This window comes from Agrobacterium sp. SUL3, from assembly GCF_001263295.1.
Lineage (GTDB): Bacteria > Pseudomonadota > Alphaproteobacteria > Rhizobiales > Rhizobiaceae > Agrobacterium > Agrobacterium tomkonis.
The window spans coordinates 506,516-532,067 of sequence record NZ_KQ414499.1; the positions used below are offsets into that span (position 1 = coordinate 506,516).

Annotated in this window: 24 protein-coding genes; 6 read left to right on the top strand and 18 right to left on the bottom strand. The window is 60.0% G+C overall.

The genetic code is table 11. The features are described from left to right. Nucleotides 1–6: 6 nt before the first annotated feature. The 11 genes from AKG12_RS06270 to AKG12_RS06320 all read right to left on the bottom strand — a co-directional run bounded on the left by AKG12_RS06270 (nucleotide 7) and on the right by AKG12_RS06320 (nucleotide 9,951). Nucleotides 7–264 (bottom strand): DUF1272 domain-containing protein, encoded by a 258-nt coding sequence (locus AKG12_RS06270; protein WP_052818213.1) that lies wholly within the window; start codon nucleotides 262–264, stop codon nucleotides 7–9. A gap of 11 nt (nucleotides 265–275) precedes the next feature. Beyond that, complete coding sequence (locus AKG12_RS06275) at nucleotides 276–578, bottom strand: urease subunit gamma (RefSeq protein WP_006315002.1); 303 nt, start codon at nucleotides 576–578, stop codon at nucleotides 276–278. 111 nt (nucleotides 579–689) lie between these two features. Next, nucleotides 690–1,541, bottom strand: a complete 852-nt coding sequence (locus tag AKG12_RS06280) for an urease accessory protein UreD (protein ID WP_052818214.1) — start codon at nucleotides 1,539–1,541, stop codon at nucleotides 690–692. After that, complete coding sequence (locus AKG12_RS06285; protein ID WP_052818215.1) at nucleotides 1,448–2,701, bottom strand: CE1 family esterase; 1,254 nt, start codon at nucleotides 2,699–2,701, stop codon at nucleotides 1,448–1,450. Before AKG12_RS06285 ends, AKG12_RS06280 begins: the two co-directional genes overlap by 94 nt. A 254-nt stretch (nucleotides 2,702–2,955) precedes the next feature. Next, nucleotides 2,956–3,651, bottom strand: coding sequence for an urea ABC transporter ATP-binding subunit UrtE (urtE, locus tag AKG12_RS06290; RefSeq protein WP_052818365.1), 696 nt, complete (start codon nucleotides 3,649–3,651; stop codon nucleotides 2,956–2,958). A 14-nt stretch (nucleotides 3,652–3,665) separates the two neighbouring features. Further along, entirely contained in the window at nucleotides 3,666–4,184 is a 519-nt protein-coding gene (locus tag AKG12_RS06295; RefSeq protein ID WP_052818216.1) for a hypothetical protein, read from the bottom strand. Nucleotides 4,185–4,260: 76 nt separating this feature from the next. Continuing rightward, the gene (gene urtD, locus AKG12_RS06300; RefSeq protein ID WP_052818217.1) at nucleotides 4,261–5,022 is read right to left on the bottom strand and encodes an urea ABC transporter ATP-binding protein UrtD; all 762 of its coding nucleotides are present in this window, start codon (nucleotides 5,020–5,022) and stop codon (nucleotides 4,261–4,263) included. 7 nt (nucleotides 5,023–5,029) lie between these two features. Further along, the gene (gene urtC, locus AKG12_RS06305; protein ID WP_052818218.1) at nucleotides 5,030–6,205 is read right to left on the bottom strand and encodes an urea ABC transporter permease subunit UrtC; all 1,176 of its coding nucleotides are present in this window, start codon (nucleotides 6,203–6,205) and stop codon (nucleotides 5,030–5,032) included. After that, the gene (urtB, locus tag AKG12_RS06310) at nucleotides 6,202–7,815 is read right to left on the bottom strand and encodes an urea ABC transporter permease subunit UrtB (protein ID WP_052818219.1); all 1,614 of its coding nucleotides are present in this window, start codon (nucleotides 7,813–7,815) and stop codon (nucleotides 6,202–6,204) included. The genes urtC and urtB overlap by 4 nt, the downstream gene beginning before the upstream one ends. 292 nt (nucleotides 7,816–8,107) lie before the next feature. Continuing rightward, nucleotides 8,108–9,397: an urea ABC transporter substrate-binding protein gene (gene urtA, locus AKG12_RS06315; protein ID WP_052818220.1), complete on the bottom strand. Its 1,290-nt coding sequence runs from the start codon at nucleotides 9,395–9,397 to the stop codon at nucleotides 8,108–8,110. A 347-nt stretch (nucleotides 9,398–9,744) separates the two neighbouring features. Next, a complete protein-coding gene (locus AKG12_RS06320; protein ID WP_052818221.1) occupies nucleotides 9,745–9,951 on the bottom strand; it encodes a DUF2735 domain-containing protein in 207 nt (68 codons plus the stop codon). A 480-nt stretch (nucleotides 9,952–10,431) separates the two neighbouring features. On the opposite strand from AKG12_RS06320, the gene AKG12_RS06325 reads away from it, so the two are divergent. The 5 genes from AKG12_RS06325 to AKG12_RS06345 all read left to right on the top strand — a co-directional run bounded on the left by AKG12_RS06325 (nucleotide 10,432) and on the right by AKG12_RS06345 (nucleotide 17,612). Beyond that, nucleotides 10,432–11,466 carry a glutamine synthetase beta-grasp domain-containing protein gene (locus AKG12_RS06325; RefSeq protein WP_046798392.1) on the top strand — a complete coding sequence of 345 codons (1,035 nt, stop codon included), beginning with the start codon at nucleotides 10,432–10,434 and terminating at the stop codon, nucleotides 11,464–11,466. Nucleotides 11,467–11,685: 219 nt separating this feature from the next. Continuing rightward, nucleotides 11,686–12,456, top strand: a complete 771-nt coding sequence (locus AKG12_RS06330; RefSeq protein WP_052818222.1) for an SDR family oxidoreductase — start codon at nucleotides 11,686–11,688, stop codon at nucleotides 12,454–12,456. 31 nt (nucleotides 12,457–12,487) lie between these two features. Further along, a complete protein-coding gene (locus AKG12_RS06335) occupies nucleotides 12,488–15,883 on the top strand; it encodes a hybrid sensor histidine kinase/response regulator (RefSeq protein WP_052818223.1) in 3,396 nt (1,131 codons plus the stop codon). Then, entirely contained in the window at nucleotides 15,880–16,809 is a 930-nt protein-coding gene (locus AKG12_RS06340; protein WP_052818224.1) for a response regulator, read from the top strand. The genes AKG12_RS06335 and AKG12_RS06340 overlap by 4 nt, the downstream gene beginning before the upstream one ends. 278 nt (nucleotides 16,810–17,087) lie before the next feature. Continuing rightward, nucleotides 17,088–17,612 (top strand): AAA family ATPase, encoded by a 525-nt coding sequence (locus AKG12_RS06345; protein WP_052818225.1) that lies wholly within the window; start codon nucleotides 17,088–17,090, stop codon nucleotides 17,610–17,612. A gap of 29 nt (nucleotides 17,613–17,641) precedes the next feature. Here the strand turns inward: AKG12_RS06345 and AKG12_RS06350 are convergent, their stop codons facing one another. From AKG12_RS06350 to AKG12_RS06380, 7 genes are all read right to left on the bottom strand, one after another. Next, a complete protein-coding gene (locus tag AKG12_RS06350) occupies nucleotides 17,642–18,358 on the bottom strand; it encodes a polysaccharide deacetylase family protein (RefSeq protein WP_052818226.1) in 717 nt (238 codons plus the stop codon). Between the two features lie 132 nt (nucleotides 18,359–18,490). Beyond that, on the bottom strand, nucleotides 18,491–19,609 hold the full coding sequence (locus tag AKG12_RS06355) for a branched-chain amino acid ABC transporter substrate-binding protein (protein ID WP_046797801.1): 1,119 nt from the start codon (nucleotides 19,607–19,609) through the stop codon (nucleotides 18,491–18,493). 117 nt (nucleotides 19,610–19,726) lie between these two features. Continuing rightward, nucleotides 19,727–20,080 carry a DUF6867 family protein gene (locus AKG12_RS06360; protein WP_046797800.1) on the bottom strand — a complete coding sequence of 118 codons (354 nt, stop codon included), beginning with the start codon at nucleotides 20,078–20,080 and terminating at the stop codon, nucleotides 19,727–19,729. Nucleotides 20,081–20,250: 170 nt separating this feature from the next. Then, nucleotides 20,251–20,979 carry an ABC transporter ATP-binding protein gene (locus AKG12_RS06365; protein ID WP_046797799.1) on the bottom strand — a complete coding sequence of 243 codons (729 nt, stop codon included), beginning with the start codon at nucleotides 20,977–20,979 and terminating at the stop codon, nucleotides 20,251–20,253. Next, on the bottom strand, nucleotides 20,979–21,869 hold the full coding sequence (locus AKG12_RS06370) for an ABC transporter ATP-binding protein (protein WP_052818227.1): 891 nt from the start codon (nucleotides 21,867–21,869) through the stop codon (nucleotides 20,979–20,981). Before AKG12_RS06370 ends, AKG12_RS06365 begins: the two co-directional genes overlap by 1 nt. Next, nucleotides 21,869–23,266, bottom strand: a complete 1,398-nt coding sequence (gene livM / locus AKG12_RS06375; protein WP_046797797.1) for a high-affinity branched-chain amino acid ABC transporter permease LivM — start codon at nucleotides 23,264–23,266, stop codon at nucleotides 21,869–21,871. The genes AKG12_RS06370 and livM overlap by 1 nt, the downstream gene beginning before the upstream one ends. Before the next feature lie 4 nt (nucleotides 23,267–23,270). Further along, nucleotides 23,271–24,173 carry a branched-chain amino acid ABC transporter permease gene (locus AKG12_RS06380; protein WP_046797796.1) on the bottom strand — a complete coding sequence of 301 codons (903 nt, stop codon included), beginning with the start codon at nucleotides 24,171–24,173 and terminating at the stop codon, nucleotides 23,271–23,273. A 333-nt stretch (nucleotides 24,174–24,506) separates the two neighbouring features. Here AKG12_RS06380 and cysQ point away from each other — a divergent pair, with 333 nt between their 5' ends. Continuing rightward, nucleotides 24,507–25,295 (top strand): 3'(2'),5'-bisphosphate nucleotidase CysQ, encoded by a 789-nt coding sequence (gene cysQ / locus AKG12_RS06385; protein WP_052818228.1) that lies wholly within the window; start codon nucleotides 24,507–24,509, stop codon nucleotides 25,293–25,295. Nucleotides 25,296–25,552 lie beyond the last annotated feature (257 nt).

The following is a 25,552-nucleotide window of genomic DNA, read 5'->3' on the forward strand; positions in this document are numbered from 1 at the left end:
TCTGTTTCAGGCGGCGGTCGCGGCCGGACAGCCTTCGGCTTTCAGCACGCGCGTCGTTGACGCCGGATTGTTGACGAGTTTTGCCGCCGGGCGGACCGGCCTGCGAACCAGCTCACCGCCGCAATTCGGGCAGGCGCCTTGAAGCACATCCGTCACACAATCAACGCAGAAGGTGCACTCGAACGAGCAGATCATTGCATCCCGGCTGTCGGGTGCAAGATCGCGGTCGCAGCATTCGCAATTGGGCCTCAGTTCCAGCGCCATGCCACCCTCCTCTATCGGATCGGTTCATGGACGGTCACCAGCTTGGTGCCATCCGGAAACGTCGCTTCCACCTGCACATCATGGATCATCTCGGCGATGCCTTCCATCACCTGATCGCGGGAAATCACATGCGCGCCAGCTTCCATCAGGTCGGCAACGGCGCGGCCGTCACGGGCGCCCTCGACGACGAAATCGCTAATCAGCGCAATCGCTTCCGGATAATTCAGCTTCACGCCACGCTCCAGCCGGCGGCGCGCCACCATGGCGGCCATGGAAATCAGCAGCTTGTCTTTTTCTCTTGGGCTAAGGTTCATCGTCGTCCCGCAGCTTTCGCACCTGCTCCGCAAACCACTGAGGGTTTCGGGGAACAGATCCGACTTGTTTGACAGACCCCGGTAGGTCGCCTGTCGCGGGCGATCCGGAGGTTACAGATTCCAGACTTTCGGCACTGGCGCGCCGTTTCGCAAGAGCGAAATGATCGGAAAAAGCAATTTTCTGAGGGAGAAACCATCGGCGGCAGAGACGCGCACAACAAGCTTGCCCTGCCATTCGCTGGCGCCGCCGCTTTCACCGGCAATAGCCCGGATTTTAGGCAGAAGCGCCTCGGAGAGAGGCCCGATATAAAGCAGCGTCGCAAAGGCGACCTGACCGGCCAGAACCGCCGGTTTTACGGTCAGCTCCGCCACCTCACCCTCAAGCAGAAGCTCTTCGGCATGCACCAGCTTTCCCCCGTGGCGAATGCGCCAGCGGTCACGAAAAAGGCCATGCGTCATCGCCTCGCCCATGGCCTGACGGCCCAGCAGCACTGCTTCGACGGCGATGAATTCGGAAGATTGATCAAGATCGGCTTCCAGCCGGCGGGTCAGGGAAGCGCGGTCGAAGAGAATGGTTTCCTGCGGCAGCCAGTGTAACCGGGCACCCGGCCCGGCCGAAACGCGGGCGGTGACGGTGGCTGTGCCTGATGATGCCTTATAGACCTTTTCGCAGGCCTGCGTTGTCACCACCAGCGAGGTGCCGGCACCGGCCGTGGCCTGCCACTCTATTTCGTCTCCGCCGGTCAACCCGCCGGAAGAATTGATGAGAATGGCCTCGGCTTCGTTCGAAAACGTATCCGGCAGTCGGATTTTGGCGCAGCCTTCCTGAAACAGCTCGTCCAGCCGGCTGCGACCTTCAACCGCCTTGGTTACAATGCGTCCTCTGCCACGGGCGCGCTGCTGCCGGACAGGTTGAGCGTCTTCGCAACCGGAAGTGCCGATGGCTTGCTGTTGCTGCTGCACGCGGTCTCCGATGTAGTTGCGGAAGCGGACGAGGCCTTGGCGCCACAATCCTTCTTGACGACGGCGTCCACCACCAGCTGCCCTTCCGTATTACGGAAGAAGTCCCACATTCTTTCGGCCGCATCAACCGTGCGGGTCACTTCGCCTGTGGGCATCTTGCGCTCCACGGCGGGTTCCGCCTTCGGCGTCTGTTCGCCGCCGGGTTTGCGGGTAACGACGGCGCTCGCGGCCAGCACTTCCGCCTTCATGGCGGCGCGCGGCCAGGCATGGTCCCAGTTTTCGATGACATAGGACTGGATGCGCGCACCGCCCTTGCAGACATCATAGGAATTCACGGTGAAGCTCTCACCCGGCTTGGTTTTGGCGCCGCCCTTGCAACCATCCATCTCGGCCCAGCGCTTCAGCGCCGTCTCACCGCCATATTGCCAATAGGATTTGCCACCACCCTGATAGGGGTTGGCGGGATCCTTCAACCCGGCAAAGGCGATGATCGACATCGGCCGCGCCGGTGCGCAGCTTGCCGCATCCGGTCCCCATTTGCCTTCGGTTTCCAGCGGATAACCCGCGCGCAGCGAAGCGACAAAGCCCGCGGCGGTGAAATCCGCGCTGCCATTGCAGATGAATTGCGACAGCATGCGCCCGCCGCCGGAATAACCGGAACCGTAAAAGCGCTCTTCATCCACGCAGAATTTGCCCTTGACCATGTCAATCGCATTGCGAATGAAACCGACCTCATCCAGTCCACCGGGGCGCGTGGTAACGCCCGGCACGTTCCAGGCATGGGTGCCGGGTAATTCGCCGTTCAAACTGCCAGCCAGTGCCACGACCATCAGGCCATCACGCTCGGCAAGCTTGTCCCAGCCGCTGCGGTTCAGCTGACCGTGCGGATTGCTGTTGGAGCCATGGAAATCGAATACCACCGGCAACGGCTTTTTTCCGTCATAGGCGGAGGGAACGAAATAGACGCCGTCGCGTTTATGCCCGTTAGAGAGAATGGAAAAATCATGCCGGCCTGGCTCCACGCCGGGTCCGGGAAGCTGACCGCAGGTCGATGCCGACGCCGCGGCACCGGCGCTTGCGCACATCGCAATGCCCAGAACGAGGGTGCGGGCGGAGCGGAACAACCGGGCAGCCCGGCCAGTTGCAAAGTCTTGATGCATTGACACGCCTTTATTGGCACTATGTCTCCGACGATACGTCGGAGGTGCATGGAATGTAAGGGATCAACTGTCGCGGCGTGCGAATAGACTTTTCCTGTGTCTCGCATGCAGCATTTGCGCTGCCAATATCACAGGCTTTTATTCAACGAAATGCTAAAATTGCGCATAAAAGCCATGCAGAGGCGCATAGGCTTTCAAAATATTAATCGGCCGTTTGCACGCCGTGATCGGCGCGCAGTATTTTTAGTCTCGATTTATACTGTCAGATGACGCCGAGCTTCCGGCGTATCCAGCGTTTCAGCCGGCCCCTCATGGACGATCTCACCGCGATCCATGATGTAAACGTAATCGGCAAGCTCACGGCAGAAATCCAGATATTGCTCGACCAGCAGGATCGCCATGCCGGTGGAATCCCTGAGATATTTGATCGCCCGGCCGATATCCTTGATGATCGACGGCTGGATACCTTCGGTCGGCTCGTCGAGAACGAGGATCTTCGGCCGCGTCACCAGCGCCCGGCCAATGGCGAGCTGCTGCTGCTGACCACCGGAGAGATCGCCGCCGCGCCTTCCCAGCATGGATTGCAGCACCGGAAACAGGCTGAAAATATCATCCGGGATGAACCGTTCCTTACGCGGCAGCGGCGCATAGCCGCTTTCGAGATTTTCCTGAACGCTGAGCAGCGGAAAGATTTCCCGCCCCTGCGGCACGTAACCGACACCACGCTTGGCCCGATGGTAAGGCGCCATCCCATCCAGCGCCGCCCCTTCAAAGCTGATCGTCCCGGCACTGATGGCGTGCTGGCCGGTAACGGCGCGCAGAAGCGAGCTTTTGCCCACCCCGTTGCGGCCGAGGACACAGGTGATCTTGCCCATCTCCGCCGTCAGCGAAACGCCGCGCAGGGCCTGCGCTGCGCCGTAATGGAGGTTGATGTTGTCGACGTTCAGCATTTCATCCACCTGTTCTAATTCAGCAATGTTCGTCTCAAAGCCTGCAGGGCATTTTCCTGCTCGCTGGTCTTGTCGCCACCGACCTGGCTGACCTCTTCGGCAATATCGATCAACTGTCGTCTTTCATCGAAATCGAGCGCATTCGCCCATAAATCGCGAAATCTGCGGATCGGGTCTTCGGGATTGACGACATTTCTGGATGCCCATTCTCCGAAGACGATAATTTCTTCCATATCCGCCGGCGAAATGATGTCTCTCATCTTTTCACGGACAACTTTTTTTGCCGCGTCGAGATACATCGGCTTTTCGTTGGCAAGGCACATGAAGAATGCCACCGCAGCAATCGCAGGATCACGAATGGACGCGATTGGTGCGACTTCGGCCTTTTTCCGAAATGCCCTGCGCTTATAGGCGCCCCGCATTTTCTCGACGGTGTCGATGATTTCGCTACCGGCCTCACGCACCATCTTCAATCGCCAATACCAGACTGCCGCAGCACCGATTGCCATAACCAGAATTCCAATCAACGCCATTCGATCAACTCCAGATTTTAAATTTTTCAACTTAAATCCGGTTATTATTACAGGCACAAGTAGAGGCCAGCTCTTTCTATCGCCCCAGATAATTCTCGATCACCTTCGGATCGCTGGACACGAAATCGATCGACCCTTCGGCCAGCACCGAGCCTTCGGCAAGGCACGTCACCTTCACCCCCAGCTCGCGGATGAAGCCCATGTCGTGCTCCACCACGACAACAGAGCGGGTCTTGGCGATTTCCTTCAAAAGCACGGCGGTTTCCGCCGTTTCCGCATCCGTCATGCCCGCCACCGGCTCATCCACCAAAAGCAGCTTCGGCTCCTGCGCCAAGAGCATGCCGATTTCCAGCCATTGTTTCTGGCCGTGCGAGAGGTTGGCGGCAAGATCGCCGCGGCGGTGGCCAAGGCGCACGGTGGCGAGGATTTCCTCGATTCGCGCCTTGTCTTCCTCCGTCAGCCGGTAAAACAGCGTTGCGAAGACGCCGCGCCTGCGGTTGAGCGCCAGTTCCAGATTGTCCCAGACGGTATGGCTTTCAAACACCGTCGGCTTCTGGAACTTACGCCCGATGCCGAGCTGGGCGATATCCGCCTCGTCCTTTTTGGTGAGGTCGATACTGTCTTCGAACAGCACCGTGCCGGTATCCGGCCGCGTCTTGCCGGTGATGATATCCATCATCGTCGTCTTGCCAGCACCGTTCGGGCCGATGATGGCGCGAAGCTCCCCCGGCTCCACCACGAAGGAGAGCGAGTTCAGCGCCCTGAAACCGTCGAAGGATACCGAGACGCCATCGAGATAAAGCAGGCTCTTCGTTCTGTTTTCGGAAATCGTGTTCATATCCGCCTCACTCCGCCGCCTGTTGCGCCACTGTTACGGCACCGTCATTGCCCGGCTGGGCATCGCCTGCCGCGAGCGCAACACGCTTTTCGCGCCGCCGGGTCAGATAGTGTTGCAGCGTGCCGACGATGCCCTTGGGGAAGAACAGCGTCACCGCGATGAAGAGCCCGCCCAGCGCAAACAGCCAGAATTCCGGGAAAGCGCCGGTGAAATAGCTCTTGCCGCCATTGACCAGGACAGCGCCGATAATCGGCCCGATCAGCGTGCCGCGCCCGCCCACCGCCGTCCACACCACCACTTCGATGGAGTTGGCGGGAGAGAATTCGCCGGGATTGATGATGCCCACCTGCGGCACGAACAGCGCACCGGCAATGCCCGCCATCATGGCCGAAACGACGAAGGTGAAGAGCTTGATGTTTTCCACCCGGAAACCGAGGAAGCGCACCCGGCTTTCGGCATCGCGCACGCCCACCAGCACCTTGCCGAATTTGGAATTGACGATGCCGGATGCGATCAGCAGCGAAAGCGCCAGCATCACCGCCGTCATGGCAAACAGCACGGCGCGGGTGCCATCCGCCTGCACGGAAAAGCCGAGGATGTCCTTGAAATCGGTGAGGCCATTATTGCCGCCGAAACCCATGTCGTTGCGGAAGAAGGCAAGCAGCAGCGCATAGGTCATGGCCTGGGTGATGATGGAGAGATAAACGCCGTTGACGCGCGAGCGGAAGGCGAACCAGCCGAACACGAAGGCGAGCAGCCCCGGCACGACAAGCACCATCAGCGCCGCAAACCAGAACATGTCGAAGCCCTGCCAGAACCACGGCAGTTCCTTCCAGTTGAGGAAGACCATGAAATCAGGCAGCACCGGATGGCCATAAACCCCGCGCGTGCCGATCTGCCGCATCAGATACATGCCCATGGCGTAACCGCCGAGCGCGAAAAAGGCGGCATGGCCGAGCGAGAGGATGCCGCAATAACCCCAGACGAGATCAAGCGCCAGCGCCAGGAGCGCATAGGCCAGATATTTGCCCAGCATCGACATGATGTAGGTCGGGATGCGGAACGCGCTGTCTTGAGGCAACAGCAGGTTGGAAGCAGGCACAAGCACGGCAATGGCCAGAATGATGCCGATGGCGATGGAAATGCGGCGATCGAGCGCGCGCAGGAGGAAGCCGGTAATCATGCTTCGATCGCCCTTCCCTTGAGTGCGAAGAGACCGCGCGGCCGCTTCTGGATGAACAGGATGATGAGAACGAGCACGAGGATCTTGCCGAGAACGGCGCCCACAGTCGGCTCGAGGAACTTGTTGAGCACGCCGAGAGACAGGGCGCCCACCAGCGTTCCCCAGAGATTGCCGACGCCGCCGAACACCACCACCATGAAACTGTCGATGATGTAGCTCTGGCCGAGATTGGGCGAGACATTGTCGATCTGCGACAGCGCCACACCGGCGAGACCGGCAACGCCCGAACCGAGCGCGAAGGTGAAGGCATCCACCCACGGCGTGCGAATGCCCATGGAAGAGGCCATGCGGCGGTTCTGCGTCACGGCGCGCATCTGCAACCCGAAAGCGGAGCGCTTCAGGAGAACCAGCAGCGCGAAGAACACCGAAAGCGAAAAACAGACGATCCACACCCGGTTCCAGGTGAAATTGAGATAACCGACGCTGAAGGAGCCGGACATCCAGCTCGGGCTGCCAACCTCACGATTGGTAGGCCCGAAGATGGAGCGCACGCCCTGTTGCAGGATGAGCGAAATGCCCCAGGTGGCGAGCAGCGTTTCGAGCGGCCGCCCGTAAAGAAAGCGGATGACGCCGCGCTCCATCACGAGGCCGACGAAGGCCGTCACCAGAAAGGCGGCGGGCAGAGCGATGGCGAGCGACCAGTCAAACAGGCCGGGGAAATGCGTGCGGATCACCTCCTGCACCATGAAGGTGGAGTAAGCGCCGATCATCACCATTTCGCCATGGGCCATGTTGATGATGCCCATGACGCCGAAGGTGATGGCAAGACCGATGGCGGCGAGCAGCAGAACGGAACCGAGTGAAAGGCCATACCAGACATTCTGCACGTAATCCCAGAAGGCAAGCGCGCTTTCGATGCTGGAAATGGCCTCGTCTATATCGGGTTTCAGGCTTTGATCCACGGAGGCCGACGCCGCCATGAGAATGCCGATGGCATCGCGCCCGCCGAGCTTCTTGATGGTCGCGATCGCTTGCCTCTTCTGTTCGAGCGACCGTTCGGAGGAGAGCAGCGAGACAGCCCGCGCCTCCTCCATCCGGGTCCGCACCTCAGTATCGGCCTCCTTGGCGATGGCCGCTTCCAGCAATTCGAGATTTTCGGCGCTCGGCGCTTTCAGAACGGCATCAGCCGCGGAAAGCCGCACGGATTTTTCCGGGCTGAGCAAGGTCAGGCCGCCGAGTGCGGCGCGAATGACGCGTCGCAGATTGTTGTTGACCCTGATCTTGGTAACAGTCGCCTTCGGCGCTTCACCCGCACTTTCGCCCGTCAGCGGGTCGATCAGCGTAAAATTGGAACCTGCCGGTTTCGTCATGAACACCAGATTATCGGCCTTGCGCACGTAAAGATCGCCTGACGCGAAAGCCTCGAGCGCCGGCACGACACGCGCATCGCCGGTGGCAGCGACCTGCCCGATCAGCACTTCGGCCTGCTTGAAATCCGCCGTGCCGAGCTGGTCGATCAGCGCCTTCGGCTCGCTTTGCGCGAAGGATTGGGCTGCGATCCCCAGGGTGAGCCAGAGGAAGATGGCTCCGAGAAAAGATCGGATCGTCATGTCGGGTTCCTTGGGCGGTTTGCGACGGGGCGTTTGTGGGTAATGCCACTTGAGTATGCGGTTTACCCCCCTCTGCCCTGCCGGGCATCTCCCCCACAAGGAGGGAGATCGGCAAGGTGCGCTCGCATCGCTCTATCTCGACCGAAGAGAAATGCGGGGCCTAGCCACGAGTCGATCTCCCCACCTGTGGGGGAGATGCCCGGCAGGGCAGAGGGGGGCACGCTTGTTCAGTTTTCAACTATTGAAGCACCGCCCCCAACGAAGAGGGAGCGGCACCATCCCCCGGGGCTAATCAGCTACCCTTGCCGCCGCACTTACCGCTGGCCACATTGAAGTTGCCGCACGACATCGGCTTCCTCCAGTCAGAGATCAGATCCTTCGAATCCGGCAGATAATCCGACCATTCATCCCCCACGACCTGCGGCGTCTGCTGCACGATCTCGAACTGGCCGTCGGCCTGGATTTCGCCGATCAGCACCGGCTTGGTGATGTGGTGGTTCGGCATGACGGTGGAGTAACCGCCCGAAAGGTTCGGCACGGAAACACCGATAATCGAGTCGAGAACCTTGTCCGTATCCGTCGTACCGGCGGATTCGACAGCCTTTACCCAGGCGTTGAAGCCGATATAGGCGGCTTCCATCGGGTCGTTGGTCACGCGCTTGTCGTTCTTGGTAAAGGCGTGCCAGGTCTTGATGAATTCGGCATTAACAGGCGCATCGACGGACTGGAAGTAGTTCCAGGCGGCAAGGTGGCCGACCAGCGGTGCGGTGTCGAGACCGGCAAGCTCTTCTTCGCCAACGGAGAAGGCGACGACGGGAATGTCTTCAGCCTTGATGCCCTGGTTCGCCAGTTCCTTGTAGAAAGGCACGTTGGCATCGCCGTTGATGGTGGAGACCACGGCGGTCTTCTTGCCGGCCGAGCCGAATTTCTTGATGTCGGAGACGATCGTCTGCCAGTCGGAATGACCGAACGGCGTGTAGTTGATCATGATGTCCTCTTCCTTGACGCCCTTCGACATCAGGTAGGCCTTCAGGATCTTGTTGGTGGTCTGCGGATAGACATAGTCCGTGCCGGCCAGAACCCAGCGCTCCACACCTTCGGTGCTGGCGAGATAATCGACGGCCGGAATGGCCTGCTGGTTCGGCGCCGCACCGGTGTAGAAGATGTTACGCGAGGATTCTTCACCCTCATACTGAACCGGGTAGAACAGGATCGAGTTCAGCTCTTCGAAGACCGGCAACACGGATTTGCGCGACGAAGACGTCCAGCAGCCGAAAACGGCCGCGACCTTGTCCTGCGAAATCAGCTGGCGGGCCTTCTCGGCAAATAGCGGCCAGTCGGAAGCCGGATCGACCACCACGGCTTCGAGTTTCTTGCCGAGCACGCCGCCCTTCTTGTTCTGCTCGTCGATGAGCATCAGCATGGCGTCCTTCAGCGTCGTCTCTGAAATCGCCATGGTGCCGGACAGCGAATGCAGCACGCCGACCTTGATGGTGTCGTCAGCGGCAAAAGCGCCATGGAAGGCGGTGGTGGACAGGATCGCGCCAAGCAGCGCAGCATTAAGCGTCTTGCGGAATATCATCGGAAGAACCCCTCTCCTTGTTTGGCCTCTTATCAAGGCTCAGCGGCATCTGCGGCCGCTGCTGGGAGGGACTATCGATCTCGCGAACGCGAAACCGTATACGTCAATTGACGTAGTCGGGGTGGCGAAAGATGCAGGGGGGAGGTTTTAAGGGCAGATACGAGTAAAGGGGCCCCATGTGGAATGGGCGGCTTAAACTTGTTTCTTCTCCCCGCCGGGGAGAAGTCCGCGGCAGCGGGATGAGGGGGCGAGGGTCGAGATATACGGAGGGGTTGCCCCCTCATCCGACCCTTCGGGCCACCTTCTCCCCCACGGGGAGAAGAAATGCGCCGCACCGTCGTCTCACATCAGGAATGCGGCTTATCGCCCCGCTCTTCATCCCGGATCGCTTCATCATGATACCAGGAACCGAAATCCACATGCGGCTCCCGCGCCTGAAGCTCAAGCTCGCTAAGTCCGCTGTTGCCGAACCTGGAAAGGCCCGCGCGCCCGCCGACCGGGAATTGATAAATCGTTGCCGTCTCGCGATGAATGCCAGTTGCCATTTCGATCATCTCACTTTGTTTGCATCGAGGCACTTTTTGTCTGAAGCAAACCCGCAAAGGCCGGATTCGCTCCGTTTGATTAAAAAAAAATCACGTTGCGAAAAATATAGGCACTAAGCGACCAATCAGCAAGAAAAACCATTCCGGAAGCGCCAGTTTTTGGGGCAAATGCCGATCCGTCGCGCGCAATTGAAATCATTGCACCGCAACAGGGCATTCTCTGCCAGGACGCCGGCTATCTATCAGGATTCAATGACGAAACATGAGGGGTGAATTTGCCTTCTGCGGCGCAGCAGGAACGGGTTCCCGCAATATCGCAGCCCTTGCGCTCCAGAGCCTCTGAAAGATTTTTCGAAGAATCTGCTAAACATCGCCAATCTGGCACGCGGCATGCATCTATGGGGTCAGCCCTTGAACGCGAAAGCGCTTCCGGCGGCGAAAGCCACGGAAGCCTCAAGGCTTCGCATCTTTACCTATGAGAGGTTCGTAATGACTAAGTTCAAACTCGAGTACATCTGGCTGGATGGATACAAGCCGGTCGCCAACCTGCGCGGCAAGACACAGGTCAAGGAATTCGACGAATTCCCGACACTCGAGCAGCTGCCACTTTGGGGTTTCGATGGTTCGTCCACCCAGCAGGCTGAAGGCCATTCGTCGGATTGCGTGCTGAAGCCCGTTGCGATCTACCCCGACCCGGCCCGTACCAACGGTGCGCTCGTCATGTGCGAAGTCATGATGCCCGATGGCGTTACCCCGCACGCCTCCAACAGCCGCGCCACCATCCTCGAGGACGAGGATGCATGGTTCGGTTTCGAACAGGAATATTTCTTCTACCAGGACGGCCGCCCGCTCGGCTTCCCGGAACAGGGTTACCCGGCTCCGCAGGGTCCTTATTACACCGGCGTCGGCTTCAAGAATGTCGGTTCGGTTGCCCGTGAAATCGTTGAAGAGCACCTCGACCTCTGCCTCGAAGCCGGCATCAACCACGAAGGCATCAACGCCGAAGTGGCCAAGGGCCAGTGGGAATTCCAGGTCTTCGGCAAGGGCTCCAAGCGCGCCGCCGACCAGATCTGGATCGCCCGTTACCTGCTGCTGCGCCTTTGCGAACAGTACGGCATCGACGTTGAATTCCATTGCAAGCCGCTCGGCGATACCGACTGGAACGGCTCTGGCATGCATTGCAACTTCTCCACCAAGTTCATGCGCGAAGTTGGCGGCAAGGACTATTTCGAAGCCCTCATGGCCGCTTTTGCCAAGAACTGGCAGGAACACATCGACGTTTACGGCCCGGACAACCATCTGCGCCTGACCGGCAAGCACGAAACCGCTCCGTGGAACAAGTTCTCCTATGGCGTGGCAGACCGTGGCGCCTCGATCCGCGTTCCGCATTCCTTCGTCAACAACGGTTACCGTGGTTACCTCGAAGACCGTCGTCCGAACTCGCAGGGCTGCCCATACCAGATCGCTTCCGTCGTTCTGCAGACGATCGCGGAAGTGCCGCTCGCAAAGTCGGCTGCTGCCTGATAAGCCAAGACATGGCGTCGCCCTGAGCCGGGCGACGCCATTTTTATGTCCACCGAACGGCCAGGCCGGACTGGCGACCTTTCACGGAACGCCGCACACGGCATAGTCTTCCCCTACGCCAGCTCAAAGAAGCTGCGTGGCTTTGACCAACAGCCTCGGATCTTCCGAAAATCGCAACATCGTTTTCGGTCCGATGCTCTGAAGCAAAAAAGGTGAGCGATGGGCATTCTCCAGAAATTCTCTCTCGAAAACCGCACGGCCATCATCACCGGCAGCGGCCGCGGCCTCGGTTTTGAAATTGCCAGCGCCTTCGCCGAAGCGGGCGCCCATGTCTGGCTGAGCGGCCGCAACGCCGAAACGCTGGAGCAGGCGGCAGATGTGCTGCGCAAGGCCGGCGGAAAAGCCGATTACGCCGCCTTCGATATTGCCGACACCGCAGCCGGCAGCGCCCTTGTCCGCCGTATCATGGACGAAACCGGCCATCTCGATATCCTCGTCAACAATGTCGGCGCGCGCGACCGCCGCCCGCTTGCCGAATTCAGCGACGAGGACGTGCTGGAACTCATCCGCACCGACCTCACCTCTTCCGTCTCGCTGTCGCGGGATGCGGCAGAGGCCATGAACATCAATGGTTACGGCCGCATCATCACCATCACCTCCATTCTCGGCCATATCGTCCGGCCGGGGGATGCGATCTATCCCGTCGCCAAACAGGGGCTGACCGGGCTGATGCGCGCGATTGCCGTGGAATATGGCGCGCGCGGCATCACCAGCAACGCGATAGCGCCGGGCATGTTCGCCACCGAAACCAACGCCGCCCTTTCCGAAAATCCTGAGATGGTGGCCTTCGCCAAGCTGCGGGTGCCGCTGGAGCGCTGGGGCCGGCCGGATGAAATCGCCGGTGCGGCGCTGTTTCTGGCCAGCGATGCGGCCTCCTTCGTCAATGGCCATGTGCTGACGGTGGATGGCGGCATGTCGGTGCGGCTGTGAGAGGCCCGTTGCGGAAAGGCGCTCGATAGGCATGGCCGCACGGCAACGCATCATCCCCGTCAGGCGCGAATATAACCGCTGGGTCGCCAACCAGACGCTGGAAGATTATGCGCTGCGCTTCACCGCCAAAAGCGCCCGGCAATTTTCCTCAAACCGCATTTCCCACACCGCCATCGGCGCAATTTCCTTTCTGGCGCTGGAAGCCATCGGCGGGGCGATCACCCTCTCCTACGGCACCACCAACGCCTTTTACGCCATCCTCGTCGCCGCCATCGCCATGCTGGCCGTCGGCCTGCCGATCAGCCGTTACGCCATCCGCCACGGTGTCGACATCGATCTTCTGACGCGCGGCGCGAGCTTCGGTTATATCGGCTCCACCATCACCTCGCTGATCTACTCCGCCTTCACCTTCATGCTCTTCGCCATCGAGGCGTCGATCATGTCCGGCGCGCTGGAACTGGCGCTCGGCATTCCGCTGTGGATCGGCTATATCATCTCGGCCGTCATGGTCATTCCGCTCGTCACCCATGGCGTGCGCCTCATCAGCCGCTTCCAGATCATCACCCAGCCCTTCTGGATCGTGCTGAACGTCCTGCCCTTCATCTTCATCGCCTTGATGGACTGGGAAAAATACGATCTCTGGCGGGCCTTTTCCGGCATTCACCACGCTTCCGGTCCACCGGGCACGGTGGCGGATTTCAACCTCGTGGAATTCGGCGCGGCCTCGGCCGTCATCCTTGCATTGATGTCACAGATCGGCGAGCAGGTGGACTTCCTGCGCTTCCTGCCTGCCGAAGGCCAGAGCCGCCTTCGCCACCGCATTGCCGTTTTCCTGGCCGGTGCCGGCTGGGTCGTCGTCGGCGTGCCGAAGCTGCTCGCCGGTTCCTTTCTCGTGGTGCTCACCTTCAGCTCCGGCGTCTCGGTGGATCGCGCCGCCGATCCGGCCCAGATGTATCTCACCGCCTTCGGTTACATGATCCCCAACGAAACCGCCGCCATGCTGCTGATGGTTGCTTTCGTCGTCGTCTCACAGCTGAAGATCAATGTCATGAATGCCTATGCGGGTTCGCTCGCCTGGTCGAACTTTTTCTCGCGTCTCACCCACAGCCACCCCGGCCGCGTCGTCTGGCTGGTCTTCAACGTGGCGATCGCGCTGCTTCTGATGGAACTCGGCATTTACCGGCTGCTGGAAGAAACGCTCGGCATCTTCTCCATCATCGCCATGGCGTGGCTCTGCACCATCTCAGCCGATCTCTTCATCAACAAACCGCTCGGCCTTGCCCCGCCGGGCATCGAATTCAAGCGCGCCCACCTCTACGACATCAATCCCGTCGGCGTCGGCTCCATGGCGCTTTCGGCCACCATTGCGCTGATGGCGCATTTTGGCGCCTTCGGACCGCTCGCCGCATCGCTCGCGCCCTATCTGACGCTGATCGTCGCTTTCATCGCTTCGCCGCTGATTGCCTGGGGCACGAAGGGCAAATTTTATCTCGCCCGCAAGCCGCGCCAGAAATGGCGCGAAGAAAGCACCATCACCTGCTCCATCTGCGAGCACCCTTTCGAGCCGGAAGACATGGCATGGTGTCCCGCCTATGCCGCACCGATCTGTTCGCTCTGCTGCTCGCTGGACAGCCGCTGCCATGACATGTGCAAGCCGAAGGCGAAGCTCAACTATCAGGTGGCGACCGTCGCGAAATCCTTCCTGCCGGATCAACTGGTGGCGAAGCTCGCCACCCGGCTCGGACGCTATGGCATGGCGGCGGCGATTGCCGTCACCGCCATCGGCGGTATATTGGCGATGATCGCCCATCAGGTCGGCACCGCCTCGCCGGAAACAGCCGATGTGGTGAACCGCACCATCCTCATCGTGTTTTTCGTCTTCGCCGTCATAGCCGGCATCGTCTGCTGGTTCCTCGTTCTCGCCCATGACAGCCGAGTGGTGGCGGAAGAGGAATCCTCCCGCCAGAACACATTGCTGCTAAAGGAAATCGCCGCCCACAAGAAGACCGACGCCGCCCTTCAGGACGCCAAGGAAACGGCCGAGGCCGCCAATCGCGCCAAGAGCCGTTATGTAGTGGGCCTCAGCCATGAATTGCGCACGCCGCTCAACGCCGTCTTGGGTTATGCCCAGATCCTCGAACGCGACGACACCATCCCCCAGCCCCGGCAATCGGCGATCAAGGTCATCCGCCGCTCGGCCGATCACCTGTCCGGCCTGATCGACGGGCTTCTCGATATTTCCAAGATCGAGGCGGGCCGCCTGCAGGTCTATTCCAACGAGATCAATATTCAGGATTTCCTGGACCAGATCGTCGATATGTTCCGCCCGCAGGCGCAGGCCAAGGGGCTGGAATTCCGCCACCACCGCTCCCCCGCTTTGCCGCAATATGTCCGCACCGATGAAAAGCGGCTGCGCCAGATTCTCGTCAACCTGCTCTCCAACGCCATCAAATTCACCGATGAGGGCGCCGTCACCTTCGATGTCGGTTATCGCAGCCAGGTGGCGAGCTTCACGGTCTCCGATACCGGCCGCGGCATCGCACAAAAGGACCTCGCCCGCATCTACGAACCCTTCCAGCGCGGTGAGGCGGAAAGCGTGCGCCCCATGCCCGGCCTCGGCCTCGGCCTCACCATTACGAGGCTTCTCACCAATACGCTGGGCGGCGAAATCTCCGTTTCCAGCGAAAAGGACAATGGCTCCACCTTCCGCGTCCGCCTCATGCTGTCTGCCGTGCACCGGCCAAGCACGGCGCCGGCGCCGGAAAAGACCATCCGCTCCTATTCCGGCCCGCGCCGCACCATCGTCGTGGTTGATGACAATGAGGATCACCGCGAGCTGATGCGGCAGGTGCTCTCACCGCTCGATTTCGTGGTGCTGACGGCGCAAAGCGGGCCGGAATGCCTGACGCTGATCGAAGGCGTGAAGCCCGACCTCTTCCTCATCGATATTTCCATGCCCGGCATGACCGGCTGGCAGCTGGTTACGAAACTGCGGGAAGCCGGGCAGACCGCCCCGCTCATCATGCTCTCGGCCAATATCGGCGACGGAACAGTGGCGGGTGCGGGAGAAGACAATCACAACGACGCCATCGCCAAACCGGTCGATATCCGCCACCTGTGCGACAGGCTCGCCGTGCATCTCGGCCTCAAATGGATCTACGAGGCGGATATGCCGCCATCGCCATCGCCGCCGCCCGTGGCGCAGATCGTCCATCCCGGCGCAATTCACATTCAGGATTTGCAGCGGCTCGGTGAAATAGGCTACATACGCGGCATAGAGGCGAAACTCGCCGATCTTGCCCGCAACACGGATAACCTGCCCTTCACGCAGGAGCTCGGCACCTATGTGCAGGCCTTCGATCTGGCCGGTTACGCGCATTTTCTCAAACGGTTTGCGGATAACGACACGGGGGACGGCACGACATGAGCGGTCAGGCGGCGGCAGCCCCGAGAGACATCGTATTGCTGGTGGATGACAGCCCGGAAGCGCTCGGGTTTCTCACCGACGCGCTGGAACAGTCCGGCTTTTCCGCCCTCATCGCCACCTCCGGCCAGGCAGCCCTCAACATTGCCGAACGCATCACGCCCGATATCATCCTGCTCGACGCCGTCATGCCTGTTATGGACGGTTTCGAGACCTGCCGCCGCCTGAAGGCCAATGCGGCGGTGGCGCAGGTGCCCGTCATCTTCATGACCGGGCTGACCGAGACCGAACATGTGGTGCGGGCGCTCGAATCCGGCGGCGTCGATTATCTGACCAAGCCGATCAATATCGATGAATTGCGCGCCCGCATCCGCGTGCACCTTTCCAATGCCCGCTCGGCCCAAAGCGCCCGCGTCGCGCTCGACGCCGCCGGTCGACACCTGCTCGCCGTGCGCGCCAATGGCGCCATCCACTGGTCGACGCCGCAGGCGACAAGGCTGGTCAACGCCGCCACCGGCCGCGACGACGGGCTGGAGATCGTCGTTGCCCATATTTCCGGCTGGCTTTCGGACAGGGCGACGGTGGATGCCGCCCGCGACACGCCCCTGACGATCACCGAGGCCGGCAGGCCAGCCCTGCAACTCTCCTTCCTCGGCGCGATGGGACCGGACGAATATCTCTTCCGCCTGACCGCCGCCAACGAGAAATCCGACGACCATCTGCTGAAAAACCATTTCGCCCTGACAACACGGGAATCGGAAGTGCTGCTGTGGATCGCCAAGGGCAAATCCAACCGCGATATCGGCGATATTCTCGGCCTTTCCGCGAGAACCGTGAACAAGCATCTGGAACAGATCTATGTGAAGCTCGGCGTGGAAAACCGGGCATCGGCGGCTGTGAAGGCGGCGCATATATTACATCAGGGGTGACGACTGCCGTTAATATGCTAAGGTTCGTCCGGCATATATTTTCCGCTTGAGCGCGCAACGTCCGCTCATTCGTCGAGCGGCGGCCCCTTGTTTCTTCTCCCCGAGGGGGAGAAGTCCGCGGCAGCGGGATGAGGGGGCAAGCTCTCCGCAAATCCGGCAACGTTTCCCCCTCATCCGACCCTTCGGGCCACCTTCTCCCCCTCGGGGAGAAGAAACTCGCGGCGACCCATCACCCAAAATCACAGTCCGATCCGCTGACCCAACAGGAACAAACACCCATGGACCGTTTCATCATCCTTTCCGGCTGCTCCGGCGGCGGAAAATCCACGCTTCTGGCCGAACTTGCCCGACGCGGTTTCGCCACCGTCGAGGAACCGGGCCGCCGCATCGTCATCGAAGAAACCCGCAACAACGGCACCGCCCTGCCATGGATCGACATGGAGGCCTTCGCCCGCCGCGCCATCGCCATGGCGCTCGAAGACCGGCAAAAGGCCCCGCCGGAAGGCCCCATCTTCTTCGATCGCGGCCTCATCGACGCCGCCTCAGCGCTTCGACACATAAATGGCGATGCCTTCATCGAGACGCTGCGGGATGCACACCGGTATAACCGTCTGGTCTTCCTCACCCCGCCATGGCCGGAAATCTACAGGGGCGACAGCGAACGCAAACACGATTTCGATGCGGCGGTCGAGGAATACGAGCGTCTAGTCCGCGACTATGACGAGCTTGGCTACGACACCGTCGTGCTCCCGAAATCAGGCATCGAAGAACGTGCAGACTTTATCTTGACGCGGATCGGTTGAACGGCACCCCGCAGGCAGCTGAACCGGCCTCAGCGACTGTCCAGCAATTGCGAAACGGTGACGAATTCAAACCCGCGTTGACGCAGACCGTCGATGATCAAGGGCAAGGCCTGCCGGGATATCTCGCGGCTTCGATACATGACATGCATGATGATGATCGAGCCGTTTTTCGTTTGCTCGATAACGTGTTTTGCAAAGGCAGCCGTATCCCCGGCGACATCAGGAAACGATTCCGGCTCAACATCCCACATGATGGTTTTCCGCTCATGCCGGGAAAGATACCAGGGCAAGGCCACCAGCTTCTTGCCATAGGGCGGCCGGAACATGATCTCGCCTCCGTAGCCCGCGGCCCGAATGGCCACGTCGGTGCGCTCAATTTCCTCCCTGATCCGCGCCGGTCCCATCAGCATCATGTTCGAATGCGCATAGCTGTGATTGCCGAGCTGATGCCCCGCGCCCACGATCATCCGCGCCTGCGGCAGGTTTTCTTCGGTTTCCTTACCCGTCAGGAAAAAAGTCGCTTTCACCCCGCGCTCCCTGAGGGTCGTCAAGACACTCTCGGTGAAGCGCGCCGAAGGTCCATCGTCGAATGTCAGCGCCACGACGGACTTCTCCGTTTCGACCCTTGCGATGATGGTCCCGAAGAGTTGTGTCGTGCGGGATTTGCTGAAGGCGTGCAGGCCGAGAAGCGCGCCCGCCAGCACGGCAAGAACAAGGAACAGAAACAAGGCCCGCTTTATCGTCATTGCCACCCCCCATTGCAGTTTTCGTGAGAGGCTTTTGTTTCCCGCCTTGTTGTCTCCAGTGTGGCAGGCAGAAGCTGCAAAACAAAAAGCCCGGCATCGCTGCCGGGCTTCGATCATGTATCGCAGAAAGGCTTAGCTGCCCTGCTGGATGTAGGTGAACTTGCCGTCCGGACCCTTCTTCCACTCGTACATGACGTAGCCGGGAAGCTTCGGGTCGCCCTTCTCATCGAAGGAGATGTCGCCGAGTGCAGTCGGGAAGGTACCCTTCTTCAGAGCTTCGGCAACCTTTTCCGGCTCGACGGAACCGGCGGCCTTTGCCGCGCCTGCGATCGACTGCAGGGCTGCATAGGAGTAGAGCGTGTAGGCTTCGGGGTTGAAGCCGGCGGCCTTGAACTTCTCGACCAGCTCCTTGTTTTCCGGGCGCAGCGTCGGATCGGGACCGAAGGTGTTGAGCGTGCCTTCGACAGCGTCACCGGCGATGGACGCCAGTTCGTTCGAAACGATGCCGTCACCCGAAATCAGCTTCGCCTTCAGGCCCTGATCGGCCGCCTGGCGGATGATCAGACCGGCTTCAGTGTGCAGGCCACCCCAGTAGATGACCGTAACGCCGGCTTCCTTCATCTTGGAGATCAGCGCCGAGAAGTCCTTGTCGCCGACATTCACGCCTTCATACATGACTTCCGTCAGGCCGGCCGCATTGGCTGCCTTCTTGGTTTCATCGGCAAGGCCCTGACCATAGGGGGTCTTGTCGTGAATGACGGCGATCTTGGCGTCCTTGAAGTGGTCGGCAAGATATTTGCCGGCAATGCCACCCTGCTGGTCGTCACGACCGCAGGTGCGGAAGGTGTTCCACAGGCCGCGCTCGGTAAAGACCGGGTTGGTTGCAGCCGGCGTCACTTCGAGAATGCCGTTTTCGGCATAAACTTCGGAAGCCGGAATGGAAACGCCGGAGTTGAAGTGACCGATGACGAATTTCACGCCGTCGGCAACGAATTTATTGGCAACCGAAATACCCTGCTTCGGGTCGGATACGTCATCGCCCAGCACGATCTTGATCTGCTCGCCATTGATGCCACCGGCGGCATTGATGTCTTTCGCAGCCTGTTCGGCACCCTTCTGGATCTGAGCGCCAAAAGCAGCGTTCGGGCCGGTCAGCGGTGCGCCGACAGCGATCACGACATCGGCCCAGGCCGAACCGCCGAAGGCGACCATGGCGGTCAGCGCGACAGCGGAAAGAAGAGACTTCTTCATTACTTTACTCCCAGTTCCTTGGATGGGTTGATTGCAAGGACCTGTTCGGTACCCACCTTAACCGAACAGAAACCGTTCCACTCTGACGAGCATTGTGCAGCCGGAAAAATCCGCCTGTCAATCTTTCTTCTTGTAGGAAAATGCCGACGTGCGATCGTAAAGCCAATAGTAGTTATTGACCATCTGGCTTGTCCGGCGCATGCGGAAACCGATGCTGGAAAAGACCAGAAGAAGAACGACGTCAAACACGTAATAAAAGCCGTTGATGAACGGCCCGTTGAAGAGCGCGTGATGCAGGAAGCGCATCACCAGCCCCAATGCCAGCGTATAGATCACCACACGCGTATAATCGCCCCAGCCATCGGCCACGGACTTGCCCGTGCGCCATGCCGTCCAGAAACCCAAGAGGACAACCAGTGCGCGCAGAACATAACGCACGCCGTTATCGGTTTCGAAAAAAAGGCCCTGCATCTCTTTCCCCATCAGTGCCGGACGAAAATGCCCAGACCCTGCCTTATCTGTCGTCCCGCCGTTTTGCCGGTGGGCATTTTATTGTTTTGTGTGCAGCCGTTGCACGAAGGCAGCGGCTGCACACCGTTTGCAGTTTTGCGCCGCAAAATTTGCGGCGCAAGTAAAATCTTTCAGTGCCGTCCGCCTTCCAGATAAGCGGCGCGCACCTGTGGGTCGGCCAGCAGTTCCTTGCCCGAACCGCTCATCGTCACCTTGCCGTTGACCATCACATAAGCGCGGTCGGAAAGCTTCAGCGCGGCAAAGGCGTTCTGCTCCACCAGGAAGACGGTCAACCCTTCCTCCTGGTTGAGTTTCTTGATCGCCTCGAAGATGCCCTTGACGATCAGCGGCGCGAGACCGAGCGACGGTTCATCAAGCAGCAAGAGCTTCGGCCTTGCCATCAACGCGCGGCCGATGGACAGCATCTGCTGCTCGCCGCCGGAAAGCGTGCCGCCCCGCTGGCTCTGGCGTTCCTTCAGGCGCGGGAACATCACGAAGATCTTCTCGACGTCTTCCTTGAAATATTTGAGGTTATCGAGATTGGCGCCCATCTGCAGGTTTTCCAGCACCGTCATGCGCGGGAAAATCCGGCGACCTTCGGGCGACTGGGCAATGCGCTTGCGGGCGATGAGATGCGTCGGCAGCTGGGTAATGTCTTCGCCGTCGAAGATCACCTGGCCGGCACGCGCCTGCGGGCTGCCGCAGATGGTCATCATCAGCGTCGACTTGCCGGCGCCATTGGCGCCGATCAGGCTGACGATTTCACCCTTGTTGACCTCGACATCGACACCGGCCAGAGCGCGGATATTGCCATAATAGGTTTCGACACCCTGGACTTTCAGAAGCGGTTCACCGGACATCAGGCCGCTCCTCCGTCGAGTTCTTCCGCAATCACGTCTTCCACTTCATCATCCTCGACACCCAGATAGGCGGCGATGACCTTCGGGTCGTTCTTCACATGGTCCGGCGTGCCGTCGGAAATCTTCTGGCCATATTCCAGAACCACCACATGGTCGGAAATCTGCATCACAACGGACATGTCATGCTCGATGAGGAGCAGCGACGTGCCTTCATCGCGGATGCCGCGCAGGAGCGCATTGAGCGCCAGCGATTCTTTCGGGTTGAGACCGGCGGCCGGCTCATCGAGGCACAGAAGCTCCGGCCCCGTGCACATGGCGCGGGCGATTTCCAGACGGCGCTGCGCGCCATAGGGCAGATCACCGGCCGGGTCGTCGGCGCGGTCGATCAGATCGGCCTTTTCCAGCCAGTATTTGGCTTTCTCGATCGAGCTTGCAACCGCCCTCTTATAGGCAGGCAGGCCGAGGAGACCGAGAATGGTGTAACCCGAGGCCTTCATCAGCGCATTGTGCTGCGCCACCAGCAGGTTTTCCAGAACCGTGAGGCCGGAAAACAGGCGGATGTTCTGGAAGGTGCGCGCCACCTTCGCCTTCTTGGTGATTTCGAAATCCGGCAGGCGCTCGAGAAGATGCGCCTCGCCACTTTGCTGGCGCATGGTGATCATGCCCATCGTCGGCTTGTAGAAACCGGTGATGCAGTTGAAAACCGTGGTCTTTCCAGCGCCGTTGGGGCCGATCAGCGCGGTGATCTCACCGCGCTTCGCCTCGAAGGAGAAGTCGTTGATGGCCATCAGGCCGCCGAACTTCATCGAGAGATGTTCGACCTTGAGGATCGTGTCGCCAGTCGTATTGCCAGTCGCATTGGATGTCATGTTCATCGTTCCGGAAGCCATCAACCGTGACCTTCCTTGGTAAAGCTGCCGGACACGGCCTTGCGCTCCTTGAGGAAGGCCGTGGGTTCACGCGAGCCGACGAAGCCGCGCGGCTTGAACAGCATGACGATGACCATGGCGAGGCCGAACAGCAGCATACGATAGAGTTCCGGTGTGAAATCAGGCCCGAAGATGTGCTTCAGGAACTCCATTTCACGCAGAAGCTCCGTGCCGCCGACCATGACGAGGGCGGCAATGGCGATACCTGTCAGCGACCCCATGCCGCCAAGCACGACGATGGCGAGGATGACGGCGGATTCGAGGAACACGAAGCTTTCCGGCGACACGAAACCCTGACGCGCCGCGAAGAACGAGCCGGCAAAACCGCCAAACATCGCGCCCGTCGCAAAGGCGGTGAGCTTGGTGATGACGGTATCGATGCCGAGTGAACGGCAGGCGATTTCGTCCTCACGCAGCGCTTCCCAGGCGCGGCCGATCGGCATGCGGCGCAGCTTGATCGTGACGTAGGCCGTCAGCATGCACAGAAGCAGGATCACATAGAACAGGAAGATCTTGTAATAGGCCGATGACATCGACAGGCCAAACGCCTTGGCGAAGTTGTTCGGCGCGCCGACATCGAAGGACCAGATGCCGAAGACGGAAGCCTTGGCGATGCCGGAAATACCGAACGTGCCCTTGGTCACATCTGTCCAGTTCAGCAACACGAGACGGATGATTTCACCAAAGGCGAGCGTGACGATCGCCAGATAGTCGCCGCGAAGTCTCAGAACCGGGAAACCGAGGATGATGCCCCAGAAGCCGGCAAGAATGCCGGCAAGCGGCAGAAGCACCCAGAAGGACAGGCCGAACTGGCTGGACAGCAGCGCATAGGAATAAGCGCCAACCGCATAAAAGGCCACGTAGCCGAGATCGAGCAGGCCGGCCAGCCCAACGACGATGTTGAGACCCCAGGCCAGCATCACATAGATGAGGATCTGGATGCCGAAATTGTCGACGAATTTCAGCGAACCCTGAAAACCGAACAATTGCACGGCGATAACAGGGTAAAGCAGCAGCAGAACCAGCGCCAGCTTGAGGAAGTGCTTATGGAAAAAGCCCTTGTCCTCGGAGATTTCCAGAATGCCGGTTTTTGCCTTGGCAAGCCTGCGGCGATCCATCGACGGCTTGAAGAAGCCAACCACGAGGAAACGGCCAATGGCGGCGACGGCGACGAAGATCGCCAGCAGCCCCCAGCGGGTGCCCCAGATCAGCTGGTTGTTGATATCCTGATAGGTGATGATGCCGATGTAGAGAATGAACATGCCGAACGAGACGACGCCGGCAATCAGCCCCTCCTTCACCGCCGTTGCCATCAGGCTCGGGCTGGAAGCGGCATTTTCGGAAGCGATATTGGTCATGGGATCACACCTTCTCGACTTCCGGACGACCGAGAATACCGGTCGGCTTGAAGATCAGCACGAAAGCCAGGATGCCGAATGCCGCGACATCCTTGTAGGCGATGGAGAAATAGGCCGACCACAGCGATTCGATCAGACCGATCAAAAGGCCGCCGAGAACGGCGCCCGGAAGCGAGCCGATGCCGCCGAGAACGGCCGCGGTGAAGGCCTTGACGCCGGGAACGAAGCCGTCGCTGAACGAAGCCACGCCATAATACATCAGATACATCGTACCGGCGACAGCAGCCAGCGCCGCACCCATGATGAAGGTGATGGAGATCGTCTTGTCGACATCAACGCCGAGCAGGGCAGCCATCTTGCGGTCCTGCTCGGTGGCGCGCTGCGCCCGGCCGAGCGGGGTCTTGTTGACGATGTACCAGAAGGCGAACAGCAGCACCGAGGTAACGACCATGATGATCAGCTGTTTCAGCGATACGGTGATGGCGCCGAAATGATAGCTTTCCGTCACCATGGACGGGATCGGCTTGTTGCGCGGGCCCTGGGTGACCTGGATGAAGTTGGACAGCGCGATCGACATGCCGATGGCGGTGATCAGCGGTGCAAGCCGGAATGAGCCGCGCAGAGGCCGGTAGGCGACGCGCTCGATGACCCAGTTCCACAGGCCGGTCATCAGCATGGCGACGACCATCATCAGAAGCAGAAGAAGCGCCACCGGAATGCCGGCGAAAAACGATGTTGCAATCAAAAAAACGATCAGCGCGGCGAAGCCGCCAAGCATGAAAATATCGCCATGGGCGAAGTTGATCATGCCGATAATGCCGTAAACCATCGTATAGCCGATAGCGATGAGGCCATAGATCGATCCAAGAGTCAGCCCGTTGATGAGCTGCTGGATAAAATACTCCATGTCTTTCCCCCGGGTATGGCCTCAAATGGGCCACGCCTCGTTATGTTAATTATAGGGGGAGCCCCTGCGGGCATCCCCACTCCCAAAATGCATATCGTGTTCGCTAAAAATGTGAAGTCAAAAACAGGCGATCCTGCACAAAATTTGGAATTTCCACACCATGTGCCCGTTTCCCGGTCAAAAGAGCCATGATTTTGGCAGGAAGTGCTGAAAAAATGACGCTGGAATGCTTATTTTAGTCTTGTCTACCGCCATTATTTGACGGGCGACGGGCAAAGGAGTAGCGACATTGGGGATCGAAAGATCCCGGCACGGGATGGCAACGGCAAAGAGATGATCGACATATTGACGAAAGCGGCGCTGGACGCAGGGCAGGCAATCATGGCGGTCCATCGCGCCGGCCCGCATGTGTCTTATAAGGATGACTGCTCGCCGGTGACCGAGGCCGATCAACGCGCCGAAACAATTATTCTTGCGGCGCTGGCCGCTCATTTTCCCGACATTCCCGTGATCGCCGAAGAGGCTGTCTCAAACGGCATTCTGCCGGAAACGGGCAAGGAGTTCTTTTTGGTCGATCCGCTTGACGGAACCAAGGAATTCATTTCCGGCAAGGACGATTTCACCGTCAATATCGCGCTTATCCGCAACGGCGCTCCGGTTGCGGGCGTGGTTTACGCACCCTGTCGCGGGCAGGCATGGACTGGCGAAGGCAACAAGGCCGAAAAGCTCGCCATTTCCGGCGAGGGAGCAATCCTTTCCCGCCACCCCATCCGCGCGCGCCAGCGCGGCGCTTCGCCCGTGGCGCTGATCAGCCGCTCGCATTGCACGGCGAAGACGGAAGCTTTCGTGGCCGAACACGGGCTGAAAGACTGCATTTCCGTCGGCTCCTCACTGAAATTCTGCATGCTGGCGGAAGGGGCCGCCGATATCTATCCCCGCTTCAGCCGCACCATGATATGGGACACGGCCGCCGGCGACGCCGTGCTGCGTGCCGCAGGCGGCCGGACGCTCGATTGCAAAGGCCAGCTGCTCGCTTATGCCGTGAGGGGTGATGGCGAGGATGCGCTGGCCAATCCGGATTTTATTGCCGAAGGGGCGGTGGCGGTGGAAGTCGCGGGGTAACGGGCGCTCGGCGTCTTCTGCGGCCTCCTGTGACGTGCGGCATTGGTGAGCTTCGGTGTGTGCGGTTTACCCCCTCTGCCCTGCCGGGCATCTCCCCCTCAAGGGGGGAGATCGACTCGCGGGCGGGTTTCGCCCATCTCAACGTTTGCGAATGAAGTGGTGGCAGCGCCTCCTGCCGATCTCCCCCCTTGAGGGGGAGATGCCCGGCAGGGCAGAGGGGGGTGAAGCGGCATACGCCGAAGCTCCCAAAATAATCC